At 70.2% G+C, this 13,824-nt stretch carries 16 protein-coding genes; 5 read left to right on the top strand and 11 right to left on the bottom strand.

Annotation, left to right across the window (positions count from 1 at the left end; translation table 11 throughout):
- The first annotated feature begins 107 nt into the window (after positions 1 to 107).
- Positions 108 to 275, top strand: a complete 168-nt coding sequence (locus tag ACYVLP_RS16020) for a hypothetical protein (protein WP_460628343.1) — start codon at positions 108 to 110, stop codon at positions 273 to 275.
- A gap of 98 nt (positions 276 to 373) precedes the next feature.
- Here the strand turns inward: ACYVLP_RS16020 and ACYVLP_RS16015 are convergent, their stop codons facing one another.
- The 3 genes from ACYVLP_RS16015 to ACYVLP_RS16005 are packed head-to-tail and all read right to left on the bottom strand — an operon-like array spanning position 374 to position 2,893.
- Entirely contained in the window at positions 374 to 1,108 is a 735-nt protein-coding gene (locus ACYVLP_RS16015) for a phosphatase PAP2 family protein (protein WP_460628342.1), read from the bottom strand.
- Positions 1,105 to 1,866 carry a phosphatase PAP2 family protein gene (locus tag ACYVLP_RS16010; RefSeq protein WP_460628341.1) on the bottom strand — a complete coding sequence of 254 codons (762 nt, stop codon included), beginning with the start codon at positions 1,864 to 1,866 and terminating at the stop codon, positions 1,105 to 1,107. Before ACYVLP_RS16010 ends, ACYVLP_RS16015 begins: the two co-directional genes overlap by 4 nt.
- On the bottom strand, positions 1,859 to 2,893 hold the full coding sequence (locus ACYVLP_RS16005; protein WP_460628340.1) for a diacylglycerol/lipid kinase family protein: 1,035 nt from the start codon (positions 2,891 to 2,893) through the stop codon (positions 1,859 to 1,861). Before ACYVLP_RS16005 ends, ACYVLP_RS16010 begins: the two co-directional genes overlap by 8 nt.
- Positions 2,894 to 3,011: 118 nt before the next feature.
- Between ACYVLP_RS16005 and ACYVLP_RS16000 the strand changes: the two genes are divergently transcribed.
- Positions 3,012 to 3,644 carry a DUF1345 domain-containing protein gene (locus ACYVLP_RS16000; RefSeq protein ID WP_460628339.1) on the top strand — a complete coding sequence of 211 codons (633 nt, stop codon included), beginning with the start codon at positions 3,012 to 3,014 and terminating at the stop codon, positions 3,642 to 3,644.
- Positions 3,645 to 3,743: 99 nt separating this feature from the next.
- Here the strand turns inward: ACYVLP_RS16000 and ACYVLP_RS15995 are convergent, their stop codons facing one another.
- The 3 genes from ACYVLP_RS15995 to ACYVLP_RS15985 are packed head-to-tail and all read right to left on the bottom strand — an operon-like array spanning position 3,744 to position 6,109.
- Positions 3,744 to 5,000 carry an ATP-grasp domain-containing protein gene (locus tag ACYVLP_RS15995; RefSeq protein ID WP_460628338.1) on the bottom strand — a complete coding sequence of 419 codons (1,257 nt, stop codon included), beginning with the start codon at positions 4,998 to 5,000 and terminating at the stop codon, positions 3,744 to 3,746.
- Positions 4,993 to 5,733, bottom strand: a complete 741-nt coding sequence (locus ACYVLP_RS15990) for an alpha/beta hydrolase (RefSeq protein WP_460628337.1) — start codon at positions 5,731 to 5,733, stop codon at positions 4,993 to 4,995. The genes ACYVLP_RS15995 and ACYVLP_RS15990 overlap by 8 nt, the downstream gene beginning before the upstream one ends.
- A gap of 25 nt (positions 5,734 to 5,758) precedes the next feature.
- Positions 5,759 to 6,109, bottom strand: a complete 351-nt coding sequence (locus tag ACYVLP_RS15985; protein WP_460628336.1) for a TfoX/Sxy family protein — start codon at positions 6,107 to 6,109, stop codon at positions 5,759 to 5,761.
- 125 nt (positions 6,110 to 6,234) lie between these two features.
- On the opposite strand from ACYVLP_RS15985, the gene ACYVLP_RS15980 reads away from it, so the two are divergent.
- The gene (locus tag ACYVLP_RS15980) at positions 6,235 to 6,606 is read left to right on the top strand and encodes a VOC family protein (RefSeq protein ID WP_460628335.1); all 372 of its coding nucleotides are present in this window, start codon (positions 6,235 to 6,237) and stop codon (positions 6,604 to 6,606) included.
- 6 nt (positions 6,607 to 6,612) lie between these two features.
- Here the strand turns inward: ACYVLP_RS15980 and yidC are convergent, their stop codons facing one another.
- Both yidC and ACYVLP_RS15970 read right to left on the bottom strand, forming a co-directional pair.
- A complete protein-coding gene (gene yidC, locus ACYVLP_RS15975) occupies positions 6,613 to 7,422 on the bottom strand; it encodes a membrane protein insertase YidC (RefSeq protein WP_460628334.1) in 810 nt (269 codons plus the stop codon).
- 90 nt (positions 7,423 to 7,512) lie between these two features.
- On the bottom strand, positions 7,513 to 7,848 hold the full coding sequence (locus ACYVLP_RS15970; protein ID WP_460628333.1) for a hypothetical protein: 336 nt from the start codon (positions 7,846 to 7,848) through the stop codon (positions 7,513 to 7,515).
- Positions 7,849 to 7,970: 122 nt separating this feature from the next.
- On the opposite strand from ACYVLP_RS15970, the gene ACYVLP_RS15965 reads away from it, so the two are divergent.
- A complete protein-coding gene (locus ACYVLP_RS15965) occupies positions 7,971 to 8,429 on the top strand; it encodes an HIT family protein (RefSeq protein ID WP_460628332.1) in 459 nt (152 codons plus the stop codon).
- Positions 8,430 to 8,506: 77 nt separating this feature from the next.
- Here ACYVLP_RS15965 and ACYVLP_RS15960 read toward each other — a convergent pair whose 3' ends face one another.
- The 3 genes from ACYVLP_RS15960 to ACYVLP_RS15950 form a co-directional block, all read right to left on the bottom strand.
- Positions 8,507 to 9,964, bottom strand: coding sequence for an MFS transporter (locus ACYVLP_RS15960; protein WP_460628331.1), 1,458 nt, complete (start codon positions 9,962 to 9,964; stop codon positions 8,507 to 8,509).
- A gap of 28 nt (positions 9,965 to 9,992) precedes the next feature.
- On the bottom strand, positions 9,993 to 11,348 hold the full coding sequence (locus tag ACYVLP_RS15955) for a M20/M25/M40 family metallo-hydrolase (RefSeq protein ID WP_460628330.1): 1,356 nt from the start codon (positions 11,346 to 11,348) through the stop codon (positions 9,993 to 9,995).
- A gap of 102 nt (positions 11,349 to 11,450) precedes the next feature.
- Entirely contained in the window at positions 11,451 to 11,876 is a 426-nt protein-coding gene (locus tag ACYVLP_RS15950) for a hypothetical protein (protein WP_460628329.1), read from the bottom strand.
- A 216-nt stretch (positions 11,877 to 12,092) separates the two neighbouring features.
- Between ACYVLP_RS15950 and ACYVLP_RS15945 the strand changes: the two genes are divergently transcribed.
- Positions 12,093 to 13,697, top strand: a complete 1,605-nt coding sequence (locus ACYVLP_RS15945; protein ID WP_460628328.1) for an LLM class flavin-dependent oxidoreductase — start codon at positions 12,093 to 12,095, stop codon at positions 13,695 to 13,697.
- The last annotated feature ends 127 nt before the right edge of the window (positions 13,698 to 13,824 follow it).

Below are 13,824 nucleotides of genomic sequence, written 5' to 3'. Positions count from 1 at the left end.
GTCAGGCGCCTCCCCGGCTGCTTTCCGAAGCAATTCAGCCCAGGATGAATCAGAACGGCCCGACCGCACTCTGTTGATGACCGCATCACAAGTGCAGGAGGGCACCAATGAACACGTACCTGAACGAGAAGATCGCTCGTCAGCGCAGCGTCGACCTGGACCGTCGGACGCGGCGTGCACAGCGACCGGTCACCGACACTCCGACCACGCCCCAGCGGGGCCTGATCCTCAGCCTCGGGATCCGCTGGATGCGGGCCCAGGTGTCCGGCACCTGATCGGTCACTAGAGACATCGGCGATCGCCGGGAGCCCGAGGGTTCCCGGCGATCGCCGCGTCCAGGGCCGGTATGCCGCCCTGCCGGGAGCTGGTGTGCCTACACCGACGTGCGCGCCGTCGGCGCCGTGTCCGCCGCACGCGTGGTCGTCACATCGCGACGCAGGTAGTTCCAGGCGAGCAGCGCGCAGACGATCCCGTTGAGCATGCCCATGAGGATGTCGCTCAGGTGGTGCATCCCGCGGTAGAGGCGTCCGTAGCCGACGAGCAGCGGGACGAGGAGACACACGACGGTGACCAGGCGTCGCAGCCAGGCGGGCCGGATCCGCTGGGCCATGAGCGCGAACGTCAGGTAGAGCGCAGTCGCCGCGCCCATGTGCCCGCTGGGGTAGCTGGATGTCGGCGGCGCGGGGTCGAGGTGGTCCACGGGCGGGCGCTGCCGCCCGACGATCGTCGTCGCGGCGACGAACACGCTCGCCTGCGCGGCGATCGCGATGGCCGGGACGACGGCATACCACCACTGTCTGGTTCGCCACCAGACGAGGGCCGCGACGACCACGCAGGTCCCGATGATGATCTCGGTGTTGCCGGTGTGCGACCACACCGCGGTGACCGAGTCCCAGGTCGCGGTCCGCAGCCGCTGCACGGCGCGGCTCAGGTCGTTCTCGCTGGGAAGGCCACCCAGCGGGCCGGTGATGACGAAGCCGAGCGCCGTGATCGCGCCGAACAGCAGGACCGCCGGCGCGAACACCCGCAGGGCCGCGTCGCGAACGGCGGACCCGAAGGTCGGGCGTGTCTGGTCGATCTCGTAGCGGTGGACGAAGCTGTGTCTCACGTGCTTCCTTTCGTCGGCTCGGGTCCCGTCCGGCCCTCCGGAGGGGGCGGGTCGTCAGGTTGGGCCGGGTTCCACCCGAGGTAGCCCAGGTACGACGCCGAGGCCAGGCCGACGCCGAAGAGGATGCCCGCCACGACGTCGGACGGGTAGTGGACCCCGAGGAAGACACGGTCGAGTGCGGTCACGAGGACGAAGACCGAGAGACACCCCACCAGCCAACGGCGACCAACGGGGCTCAGCAGCGGCCACAGCAGCAGCACCATCACCGTTGACACTGCGGCGGCGTTCGCGGCGTGGCCGGACGGGAAGCTGTACCCGGGCGCGTGCGACACCGGGTCGCTGACCACGGGGCGGGCCCGCTGCACGATCTCCTTGAGCACGAGCTGGAGGTTCCAGGCGATCATCATCGTGATGAACGCCCACAGGGCGCGGGTCGCGAGGCCGTAGCGACGCCACACGACCAGGCAGACGACCGATGCGACGATGTAGAGCCACTTGGGCTGGGTCGCCTCCTGCCAGGCGATCAGGAAGGTGCGCAGCCAGGGGTTGTCGCGGGTGATGTCGGTGGCCGCGACGATGGCCCGCTCGTCGAGCTCGATGACGGGCAGGAACTTCTCCCGGACGATGAACGCCAGCGCGGTGATCGGCACGGCGAACGCCAGCCCGTAGCCCACCGCCTTGAGCAGCCGTCGGCCACGGCCGAGGCGGCTGCTCCCGCTCCTCGGTGCCGCGCCCCGGACTCGTCTCAGGTCAGCCAACGCGCACCACCAGCGCCTCCGGCTCGACCCTCACGTCCAGACGCGAGCGGGGTCCGATGGCCTCGCCGTCGATCTCGGCCTCGACCGGGTGCCGTGCCTCGACGGTCAGGCGAGGGCCGCGCAGCCGGTCGAGGCGGCCGTGGCCCGCGCGATGCCTGGTTGCGATGTCGGCGATGACCGAGACCCAGCCGAAAGGCCCCTTCGGGGCGATCACGACCGCGTCGAGTATGCCGTCGTCCACGCGGGCGTCCGGCATGAGCTCGATGCCGCCCTGGAGCGTGCCGCAGTTGCCGACCACGACCGTCCGCGCGTGGCGCGTGATCTTCTGGTCGGTCGCCGTGCCGACGTGGACCGGGAATCCGCGTCCTACAAGGCGTTTCGCACCTGCCAGGACATACGCGACCCAGCCGACGGCGGCCTTGACGGTCTCGTTCGTCTCCGCCATGACCTCACCGTCGAGGCCGAGGCCGGTCATGACGAGGAAGACGAGCTCGGAGTCCTCGGCCGTGCCGGCCGAGGTGCTCTCGGGGGTCGCCGGGCTGTCCTCGGACACCCAGTCCTCGGAGCGGGCCACGCCGCCCTGCGCCTGGGCGGTCCCGCCTGCTGCCCTGACGAACCCGACGTCGATCCGCCGGTCCGACCCGGTCAGCAGCGCCTCGACGGCCGCGTCCAGCCTGTCGATCGGCAGGCCCAGGTTGCGGGCGAGAAGGTTCCCGGTGCCGCCGGGCAGCAGGCCGAGAGCCACGTCCGATCCGACGAGTGCGGCAGCGACGGCACGCACCGTGCCGTCCCCGCCGAGCGAGGCGACGACCTGCGCCCCGGCCTCGACCGCCTCACGAGACTGCCGCTCCCCCGGCTCTTCCTCGGTCGTCTCGATCCAGCACGGCGCGTCCCAGCCGTGCCGGGCCGCCGCCTCCGCGACCAGCCGCTTCGCGGCGTCGAGATCGTCCACTTTGACCGGGTTGTAGACGACGGTCAGGCGACGACGCGCCGTGGTGGCGGCCGGGTCGGGGCCAGGGTCTTGCATGCATCGGATCCTAGGTACTGAGGGGACAGGTCAGCGGGCCACGCGAGCAGCCTTCAGTCGTCATACCCACCGCGACGCTTCCCGTGTCACCCCAGCGGTTCGGGGTAACCTCCGGACCGTGCCCACCATCCGTCGGCGCCTCCTGGTCGCCCTCATCGTTGCGATCGCCGCCGGGCTCGTCCCGATCGGCAGGGCTGGCAGCCTGCTCGTGCACTCGCTGATCGGGTTCATCGTGGGCGGTCTCTCGTTCGCCATCCCGCTGCTCGTCCATCTCCTCAGCCACGACGCGCCCGCGACGCGGGACAAGGTCGCGGGCCGGGACGGCGACGCCGCGTGGTACGACGTGGTCGTGATCGTCGTCGGGCTCGCCAGCCTGTTCGGCGTCGCGGTGCTGCTCATCGCGACGAGGGCCAAGGGCACCGAGCTCGTCTTCGACGCGCTTGTCGGCATCCTCGCGGTCGGCGTCGGCTGGCTGTGCGTGCACACCGTCTACACGCTGCGCTACACGCGGCTCTACTACGCGAGCCCGGCTCCGCCGATCGACTTCAACCAGTCGGAGGACCCGCAGTTCTCCGACTTCGCCTACTTCTCGTTCAACCTCGGCATGGCCTACCAGGTGTCCGACACCAACCTGCGCTCCTCCGCCGTGCGTCGAGTCGTGCTCGGCCACACCCTGCTGGCCTACCTCTACGGCACGATCATCATCGCCTCGACGATCAACCTCGTGGTCGGCATCGGCGGGTCGCTCTGAGGCCGAGCGCCGGCCGCACGGGGCGGCGCCGCGCATGAGACGGGCGCGACGCATGAGACGGAGCGCTCACTCGACGAGGTGGGGCGGGCCTCCGTGCGCCTACTCGGCGACCGCGAGGCGGGCCTCCTCGTCGCGCACCCACATCGCGATGAGCCCACCGAAGTGCGCCATGAACTTGTCCCGCTCGTGGGCGGGGTACGTCGTGACCACGGTCGTGCGCAGCAGCTTGTCGAACGCGTCCGACTGGACCCACTCGAGCACCGCACGGTCCAGGTGCGACAGGTGCCGGTCGCAGAAGGCCCAGTAGTCCTTGGTCTCGAAGTACTCGTCCGCGATCGCGAGGTAGGCGTCGAGCTTCTCACCGTCGGTGAGGTCCTCGCGATCGGCGACATCGAAGTAGCGCCGCATCTCGAGGTCGACCCGGCCCTGCCGCCCGGTGACGAGGCAGTACGCCGACCACCGCACCAGCGCCTTGATGGCCCACGGGAAGTAGTAGTGCAGCGAGGTCACGGCGACGTCGGGGCACGCGTTCGCGTAGTCGATCGGGTAGACGTCATCGCCCTTGACGAGCATCTCCGCCGAGTTGAACTCCCAGCCGAACATCGCGTTGACGATGCGGCTGATCGCGGCCGCCTGGCGGCCCGCGGAGGGGTTGAGGAAGTCGTAGCTCACGGCATACCGGTTGTGCATCGGCTGCTCGGGACGGAAGTCCATGACCATCGTCTCGGGGCCGATCGACAGCGCCCGCGCGAAGTGGTCGTACTCGACGGTCGACTGCAGGTGCATGAGCATCTCGCCGGACTCGTCGTACGCCTTGACGAGGTCGGACTCGTCGTTGATGCGGGAGACGCCACGCCAGCCACCACCGTCGAACGGCTTCATGTACATCGGGTAGCCGAGCTTGTTCGCGATCTGCTTGAGGTCGAACGGGCGGTTGTACTTCGCCGACGTGTAGGCCCACCGGACATTGTCGACGGGGTTCTTGTACGGCACCAGCCACGTCTCGGGGACCTTGAGACCGAGCCGCATGAGGGCGCAGTACGCGCTGTGCTTCTCCATCGACTGGAAGGTGAACGGGCTGTTGAGCAGGTAGGTGTCGTTCATCAGCGCGGCCTTCTTCAGCCACTCGCGCGGGTGGTAGTACCAGTACGCGAGGCGGTCGATGACCAGGCCGGTCCGGACGGGTTGTCGCAGGTCGAACGGCTCGATGGTCAGGCGCTCACTGCTCAGCTCGTGGGTGACTCCGTCGTCGGTCGTGATCGGGCCGACCAGCCTGAGCAGCTCCTCGAACGCTGTCGGCCAGTCCTCCTCGGCTCCCAGCAGCAGACCGATGAGGTGGTTGCGGGTCTCAGCCATGTGCCTCTCCTGCTCGATCGTTCGGGTGGTCCGATCCTTGCAGGAGTGTCAACAGCAGGGGGTCGAACGCGGCTTGCCAGCTCGGCCAGTCGTGGCGCCCACCCGGGATCTCGGCGAACGTCACCTCGCAGCCCTGCCGGCCGAGCGCCGCGGCAAGCTGCCGGTTGTTAGCCAGGTTGCCCTCCTCGCTCCCGCACGTCATGACGATCCGCGCCCCCGTGCGCCTGCGACGCGCGCGTCGCACCGAGGCCACGAAGGCCGTGACCCGCTCCCAGAACTCGAAGTCCTCCTCGTCGTCGAGCCCCTTGCGGAAGAAGGACCCGGACTGCAGGAAGAGGCCGCCGAAGGTGCCGGGCCGCAGCCACTCGGCCTGGAAGGCCGCGAGCGCACCCAGGCTCGCTCCGACGACGGCCGGCCTCCCCACCGTCCCGTATGCCGCCTGTACCCGTGGGAGCACGTGCCCGGTGAGCGCTTCGGCGTAGTCCGGGTTGGCGGCATACCGCAAGTTCCGCGGGCCCGGCTCGAGCAGGACCACGCGGTGGGCTGGGACTCGGCCAGCGGCATACCACTCGCGAACGACCTTGAGCAGGTGGCCTTTTCGTGAGTAGTCAGGACCGTCGTGAACGAGCAGGAGCGGTAGCGGGTCGGCACGACGTGTGCCCGCCGGCGACACGACGGCGAGCTCGATGTCGCCGACCGGTGTGCCGGTGACGGTCAGCCGGGTGCGACCCACGTGTGGCGCAAGCTCGGCGCCGGCCTCAGGCCTTGGCCTTCTTCACCTTCGGCGGCAACGTCGCGACGTAGTCACGCGCCCGGTCGAACCACGCTGTCTTGTCGGCATCGCTGAGGTCTCCGGGCAGCGAGAGGTAGCCACCCATCGGGCGCTCCTCCGGACCGAAGGGGCCGCTCCCCGGCAGGGCGCGCAGCTCGTCGAGTCCAGAGCCGTCGAGCTTCACGCCGACGTTCTCGCCGAAGAGGCCGGCGAACATGTTCCCGTTGACGAACGCGCCGAGGCTGCCGAACATCGGCTTGACCTCGACCCCTGGAGCGTCGGTGACGAGCGTCCGGAAGTGCGCTTTGGCCTCGTCGCTGTGCTTGGGCATCTTCATGGTGCCCATCACACACCAGTCAGACGCCGTGAACCATTACATGGGCTCGCTCCGCTCGCCGTGTCCGGCGCGCCCTGACGTCACGCCTTCCCTGTTGTCTGGGCTCGCTCCGCTAGCGTGGCTGGATGGAACGGGTGACCGGGATCGGTGGCTTCTTCTTCCCTGCCGAGGACCCTGAGGCGTTGAGGACCTGGTATGCCGAGCAGCTGGGCGTCGATCCTCCGCCGGCCGCGGAGGGTGAGGAGCCCTGGATGCAGGCCGCGGGACCCACGGCGTTCGCGCCGGCCGACGTCGGCGCCGAGCACCTCAGCGGTCGAGCGTGGGCGATCAACTTCAGGGTGCGCGACCTCGATGCCATGGTCGAACAGCTCCGCAGGAACGGTGTCGAGGTCCGGGTCCACGAGGAGGAGTACTCCTACGGGCGTTTCGCCGAGCTCGCCGACCCCGAGGGCAACCCGATCCAGCTGTGGCAGCCCTCCGACGACGAGCCCGGCTGACGCACCTCAGGCCGCGACCGCCCGGCGCGCGGCCGCCGGGGAGCCCGGCGTGGGGGCGAACCGCCAGACCAGCCCCTGCTGCACGAACGTCCACAGGTTGTTGAACAGCCAGTAGAAGAGCAGCCCCGCGGGCACGAACCCGGCTGCCGCGAGGATGCTCACGGCACCGACCCACGGCATGAGCCGCTGCACTGACCCCATGACCTCGGGCAGGTCGGTCGGGTCGGTCATCGGCAGGACGAACCATCGCTGGGTGGCGAGGCTGAGGGTCGCTGCGGCCACTGCGACCGCGACCATCACCAGCGCGGCCGGAATGCTCTGGCTGAGGACCGGTCCGAGATGGCTGGTCAGGTGCAGACCGACCACGGACGCCGCGGAGGCTGATGCGACGAGCCCGACGTCGAGCGCCCCGACCGAGTGCCCGGCGGTCAGGTCGGACACGACGCGGTAGACCGCGTAGAAGATCGGCACCTGGAGCAGGACGGGCGCCAGGCTCCAGCTCGAGACGCCGTGCTCGGCGTGGATCCGCTTCTGCTCCTCACGCATGGCGGTCAGCTGTGCGAGATCGCGGCTGCCGGCATACCTCGCGCGCAGCTCGCGCAGCTGCGGCGCGGCGTGCGCCCGCGCGTGGGATGCCCTCACGCCGTGGATCGTGATGGGGAGCAGGAGGGTTCGGACGACGACAACCAGCAGCAGCAGGGCGATGAGCCATGCGCCCGCGGATCCGGGTGCGAGGCCGATGGCACCGGCGGCGTCGTGCGCTGCCGCCAGCACGAACGAGACGGCTGTGGTGAACGGGGACATGAGGTCAGGCATGGGTGAGCTCCTCGGCTCGGCCGGCCACAGGGGCCGGCGGGGTGGACGGGTGGGCGCAGGCCCGTCATGCCGCGAGGGCGGCGAGACGGGTCAGCTCCGACCCGGAGCCCGAGGACGCTGGGGGCAGGTGGGTGCCCCGAGGGCGCACCAGTATGCCGTGGGCGCATCCACCTCGCCCGCCCGCGCGCCTGGCATGACGACGGCCGGGGTGGCCCGCACCGCGATGCGGCGTGCTGTCGCCAGCAGAGCGGCGAGGGCACCGAGCGTCGCGGCAACGATGAGCGTCTGGCCCACGCTCGGGCCCGAGACCGCCGCGCCGACCAGGGCCAGCAGGAAGGCGAGACTCGCGAGCATCGAGACGATCGACATGGTGGACCCGGCCCGCGCTGCTGCAGCCCCGGCCGCTTCGTCACGCCGAACGGTCACCTGTGCCCCCTCCCGGACGCCTCGATGGATGAGACCGACTGCGGTCGCGTCGGGTTCCCTTCTGTTCGAGAGTACGTCAGCCGACGCCGGGAGCCCACACGCCCGCCGTCTAGAGTGCCCGGATGACCGACCGCGACCTCGTGCCCGGCTGTTACCCCTGCGACCGTCAGGCGTCCGGCTCGCTCCCACCGCGCGAGGACGTCGTGCGGACCGACCACTGGCGCGTCGCGGTTGCGTTCAACAGCACCCTGCCGGGCTGGCTCGTCGTGCTGCCGACTCGACACGTGACGTCCTTGACGGAGCTGTCGCCGGATGCGGCGGACGAGCTCGGCGGGCTGGTGCGACGCCTCGGCCTGGCCCTCGAGGCGGTCACCGGCTGCGTCAAGACGTACCTCATGCAGTTCTCGGAGGCAGAGGGGTTCTCCCACCTCCACATCCACGTGGTCCCCAGGATGAGAGACCAGCCCGAGCTCGCCCGCGGGCCAAGGGTGTTCGCCTATCTCGTCGACGAAGCGGCGCAGTGGCCGCCGGAGTCCGAGCGCGACGCGGTCGCCTTGTCGGTGCGCGCCGCCCTGACCTGAGCGGGCCACGTGGCGTCCGCCTCCTCGGCCCAGCCCGGCCCGGCCCAGCCCAGCCCGGCCCGGCCGGCCCAGTACAGCTAGCCGCTCGAGGCCACGACCGCCGTTCTCGTCTCCGAGGCATGGACGACGAGGAGGAAGATCGCGGCGACGAGAGCCGTGATCCCGCATATGGCCCAGACCGTCATGTAGCCGGAGAGTGACGCGTGGGCCGTGGCCTCAGCGTCGACGGACCCGGCCGATGCGAGCGCGATCGCGAAGACACTCGACGCGAAGGCGCCGCCGATGGTCTTGGTCGTGTTCGTCATGCCAGTGGTCAGGCCGGTGTGGGTCGGGGGTGCCTGGGCGGCCGCCGCGGTCGGCAGGCCGGCCACCAGTGCACCGGAGCCGAGCCCGGCGATCACCATATTCGTCATGGTCTGGGCCAGGGTGTCGTGGAACGGCAGGAAGAGCAGGTATCCGAGAGCCACGAGAAGGGCGGCCACGACCATCGCGATCCGGGTGCCGACGCGGCGCCCGAGGACGTGCAGGAGCATCGCCCCGACGGCGAGCGACAGCACGTAGCCGCCGATGATGATCGACACGCGTCCGGCGGAGGCGCCGAGGCCGTAGCCCGTCACGGCAGGGTCGGTCCGGGCGAAGGTCGACAAGGGGATCTGGGCGCCGAGCACCGAGACCCCGAAGAGGAACGCAGTGGCCTGGACCGGCCACTGCCCGCGGGCGCCGAGGATCCTCAGGTCGACGAGTGGCTCGGGATGGGCGAGCTCGGCTCGCGCGAAAGGCACGAGGGCGCCGAACCCGAGGACGACCACGAGCCACGGCCACGGGCTGCCCGGCCCCATCACCCGGAGCATGACAAGGCCGCCCATGACGAGCCCGAGTGCCAGGGTGATGAGCCAGAAGCCACGCCAGTCGATGCGGCCCTGGGCGAGCGCCGGCGACTCCTCGACGCCGAACCAGATCGCGAAGAACGCCAGGGTGACCACGACTGCGGGAATCGCGAGCAGCGCTGTCATGCCGAGGGACTCGGCGAGGGCACCGCTGGTCAGCGCACCCGCGATGACACCGAGCTCGAGCCCGGCGACGAGCAGTCCCGCGGCTCCCCGGACTCGCGGCTCGTTGCCCGCTGTGCGGCGGTGGATGATCGCCACCTCCATCGGCAGCCAGACCACGTAGAACCCCTGGATCGCCCAGGCGACGAGGAAGAGGCCGAACGTGGGGGCGAACGCCACGCCCCACGACGCCAGCGCCGTCACGACGGTCGACAGAAGCAGCACCTTCCGGTGCCCGATGAGGTCGCCGAGCCGCGCGAGGAGCGGCACGACGAGCGCCGAGACGATGAGCTGCGCCGCCTCGAACCAGTTGACGTCGGCATCCTTGATCGACAGGTGTCGGGCGATGTCGGTGAAGATCGGGGTGTAGTAGCCCTGGAGCACGCCGCTCGCGAGCTCGACGCAGATGAGGAAGCCGACGACCTTGGTGATCGGGCTGCGCGCGAGGGCTTTCGCGGCGTCGGCAACGGCGGTGTTGTCGGTCATGTGGTCCTCACTCGTATCTGCTTGGGCCTCAGAGCCGCTCGATGAGGCGGCGGTACCACGCGACCCCGTCGCGCAGGTCGTCGACGCCGATGCGCTCGTCGACCCCGTGGATCGCCGCGCGCTGCGCGTCGGTCATTCGGAACGGCGTGAACCGGTAGACCCGCGGCCAGACCTTGTGGAAATGGCGGGAGTCGGTGGCCGCCATCATCACGTAGGGCACGGGGACGGTCCCCGGGAAGACGTCTGCCAGGGCGGAGGCGAGCACCGTGTATGCCGCATCACGCGTCGGCGACACGGGGCTCGGCTCGTCGCCGTTGACCAGCGTCACCTCGACGCGAGGGTCCTTGATGGTCTTGCGAACTCGCTGCACAGCGCCATCAACGGTCTCCCCCACCATGACGCGCATGTTCACGTGAGCGCGCGCTGTGTCGGCGATGACGTTGGCCCCCTGGGAGCCCTCCAGCATCGTCACCGCCATGGTGGTGCGTGTCATCGCCTCCGTCTCGTGACCGAGGCGGACGAAGACGCGTGTCAGGACCGGGCGAAGGCGGCGGGCGTTGGAGAACACCGGCGCGAACGGCATACGGGAGTGGGGGCCGAGCCGCTCGATCATGTCGATGGTGGGGTCGGGCAGCCGAGCCGGGAACGGGCGCTTCTCGAGCCGCATGACCGCGCGGGCGATGCGCGCCGTGGCCCCCATCCGCTTGGGAGCGGATGCGTGGCCGCCGTCGCCCCGGGCGGTGAGCTGGACGTCGACGCAGCCCTTCTCGGAGACGCCGATGACCGCGATCGGATCGTCGACGCCCGGCAGCGCGCCCTGCACGATGGCCCCGCCCTCGTCCATCACGAACCACGGCTCGACGCCCCGCTCGCGAAGCAGCCGGACAGCCTCCTTGGCGGCGCCTCCGGACACCTCCTCGTTGCAGCCGAACGACAACCACACGTCACGTGCCGGTGTGAAGCCGGCCTGGATGAGGGACTCGACCGCCTCGCACGTCGCGACGAGAGAACCCTTGCAGTCCAAGGCTCCTCGCCCCCAGATGTGGCCGTCTGCGACCTCGGCGGCGAACGGTGGATGGGTCCACATCGACTCGTCGCCCACCGGGACGACATCGAGATGGGCCATGAGGACGACCGGTCGCTCTGGCGAGCGCCCCGCCCAGCGCACGAGCAGTGCGTCGCCTGCGATCCGCTCGACCTCGCACGTCTCGTGCAGTCGCGGGAACTGGCGTCTCAGCTCGTCGAGGAGTGCCGTGAACGCTGTGCGGTCCTCCTGCGCGGGGTCCCAGCTCGACACGGTCGGGATGCGGATGCAGGCGCGCAACGCCTCGACGACGTGGTCGTCGGCGACGGGCACCTGCGCGGCGTCGGCCTGGCTCTGCATGGACGGAGCGTATGCCGTCACGCTCCCGACCCGCGATCCCCGGTGCCGCAGCGCCCCTCTTTGCTCTCAGGCAGCTCAGGCAGCTCAGGCAGTTCAGGCAGCTCAGTCGCGGTGGCGTGTGACGCGAAGCACGGCAAGGAGGACGAGCGCGGCCTCGATCAGCAGTGATGCGATTCCGAGGCCCTCGGTCCAGTTGCCGATCTCGGCCCCTTCCTCACCGGGCAGGCCGATCGAGCGACTCAGCGTGTAGCCGAGGATCGTGGCCGCTGCCAGGGCACCCGCAGCGATCCAGACCCGCACGTCATCGGTGCGGATGAGAGCCTCGGCCAACACGAGGGCGGCCACGATGAGGCCTATGAAGAGGGCCCCGATGTAGGGGACCTCCTCGAGCTTGTCGGGCAGATCCAGCAGGTGGATCAGTGCCATCCCCAGCAGGCACATCGTCGCGACGCCGCGGCGGACTGTCGACTCGGACAGGTCCCGAGCAGCCAGGCGGGTGCGCACATCAGGTTCTCCAAGGCTCTCCATGGCAGCCTCCCCCAACTTTGTAACCTCCCATGATGCTAGGAGCGGTCATCTGCCGAGGTCGCCAGATGACGAGACCGTCACTTGGCCGTGCATTTCGGTCATGTTTCCGGATGCGCGATCGAAGTCCCGCCATCGACCGGAGTACCTCGAACGGACTACGGCCGCCGATCCCCGGCGCGCCTTGCGTGGTGAGATGGACATCTACGAGGAGGTGCGGTGACGGACTACGGGCACGAGGTGCAGTTCGGGATCTTCGCCAGCCCCGAGGCCGGCCACGTGCGCGACACCCTCGAGCTCGCACAGCTGGCCGACGTCGAGGGCCTCGACCTGTTCACCGTCCAAGATCACCCGTACAACGCTCGCCACCTGGACACGCCGACGCTGCTGACGGCCGTCGCGGCCCGCACCTCCACGATCAGGGTCGCCGCGAACGTCGCCAACCTGCCCCTGCGCTCGCCCGTCGGGATCGCCAAACAGGTCGCCACGCTCGACATCATCAGCGGTGGCCGCGCCGAGCTCGGCCTCGGCGCGGGGGCCTTCTGGGACCCGATCGTGGCCGCCGGCGGACCGCGCCGAAGCCCCAAGGAGGCCGTGGACAGCCTCGTCGAGGCGATCCGGGTCGTGCGTGGCGTGTGGGGCGCCGACCCGGCCGACCCTGGTGCGCGATCCTTCACCTTCGAGGGCGAGCACTACTCGGTCAAGGGACTGCACGTCGGCCCGCGCCCGGTGCACGATGTCGAGATCTGGCTCGGCGCGATCCGTCCCCGCATGCTCCGAGTCACCGGACGCCTGGCCGATGGCTGGCTGCCGAGCATGGGCTACGTGCGACCGGAGATGCTCGGCGACCTCAACGCGGTGATCGACGATGCCGCCAACCGGGCCGGCCGCGGGCCACAGGCGGTGCGACGGATGTACAACGTCTTCGGCCAGTTCGGAACCGGCAGCGAGCTCCTCGAGGGCACCCCGGCCGACTGGGCCGAGCAGCTCGCCGCGCTGACGTTGGACCACGGCATGAGCACGTACATCCTGACCACCGACGACCCGGACACCTTGCGACGCTTCGCCGAGGAGGTCGCGCCCGCGACGCGCGAGCTCGTCGACGCCGAGCGGGCCCGCCGCGCCAGTGAGACAGCCCCCTCCGAGCGGCCCGAGTCGACCGCCACCGGAGGACCCGTCGCTGCCCGTGGCGCCGGCGCTCCGGCCTTCCCGCTCGCGGTCCGGCCGACGCCGGACGACGGCACTCGCCTCAGTCCGGATCTCCCCTGGCGCGAGGACGACCGACCCGTGGCGCCCACCCCCGGCGACGCGGCATACACCGTCGCCGAGCAGGCAGTGCCTCAGCATCTCGTCGACATCCACGACCACCTCCGCACCGAGCTCGACCAGCTCCGAGACGTCGTCGACCAGGTCCGGCGCGGCGCCTTGAACACCGGCGCCGCCCGTTCGGTGATCAACACGATGGCGATGCGCCAGAACAACTGGACGCTCGGCGCCTACTGCGAGTCGTACTGCCGCGTCGTCACGGGCCACCACACGCTCGAGGACCGCAGCATCTTCGTGCACCTGCGCCGCGCCGAGCCCGAGCTGGCTCCGGTGCTCGACCGGCTCCTGCAGGAGCACCATGTCATCGCGGACGTCCTCGAGCAGGTCGACGAGGCCCTCGTCTCGCTCGTCGGGGTCGATGCCTACGGCCACACTGGCGTCGAGGCCTTCGACGAGATCCAGCGCGCGCTCGACCTGCTGACCGACACGCTGCTGTCGCATCTGGCCTACGAGGAGCGCGAGCTGCTCCACCCGCTTGCGCGCCACGGCTTCGGCTGAGCCCACCGAACCCGCCGGCCGGGGCCGGCGGCGGCGCTGCGCGGAAGGGACTCCACGACGGCACCGCAGAACTGGGGCAGGTCGTCGGGCTTGCGGCTCGCCCTCGGCTCATCGGGCTGCGCACGTC

Source organism: Intrasporangium mesophilum (genome assembly GCF_054783095.1).
This window is presented reverse-complemented; position numbering and strand designations above follow the sequence as displayed.

Bases quoted from the DNA above. Each gene is read 5' to 3' on its own strand.
- ACYVLP_RS16020 (WP_460628343.1), top strand. From the start codon at position 108: ATGAACACGTACCTGAACGAGAAGATCGCTCGTCAGCGCAGCGTCGAC.
- ACYVLP_RS16005 (WP_460628340.1), bottom strand. From the start codon at position 2,893: ATGCAAGACCCTGGCCCCGACCCGGCCGCCACCACGGCGCGTCGTCGC.
- ACYVLP_RS15995 (WP_460628338.1), bottom strand. From the start codon at position 5,000: ATGGCTGAGACCCGCAACCACCTCATCGGTCTGCTGCTGGGAGCCGAG.
- ACYVLP_RS15985 (WP_460628336.1), bottom strand. From the start codon at position 6,109: ATGAAGATGCCCAAGCACAGCGACGAGGCCAAAGCGCACTTCCGGACG.
- ACYVLP_RS15980 (WP_460628335.1), top strand. From the start codon at position 6,235: ATGGAACGGGTGACCGGGATCGGTGGCTTCTTCTTCCCTGCCGAGGAC.
- yidC (WP_460628334.1), bottom strand. From the start codon at position 7,422: ATGCCTGACCTCATGTCCCCGTTCACCACAGCCGTCTCGTTCGTGCTG.
- ACYVLP_RS15965 (WP_460628332.1), top strand. From the start codon at position 7,971: ATGACCGACCGCGACCTCGTGCCCGGCTGTTACCCCTGCGACCGTCAG.
- ACYVLP_RS15960 (WP_460628331.1), bottom strand. From the start codon at position 9,964: ATGACCGACAACACCGCCGTTGCCGACGCCGCGAAAGCCCTCGCGCGC.
- ACYVLP_RS15955 (WP_460628330.1), bottom strand. From the start codon at position 11,348: ATGCAGAGCCAGGCCGACGCCGCGCAGGTGCCCGTCGCCGACGACCAC.
- ACYVLP_RS15950 (WP_460628329.1), bottom strand. From the start codon at position 11,876: ATGGAGAGCCTTGGAGAACCTGATGTGCGCACCCGCCTGGCTGCTCGG.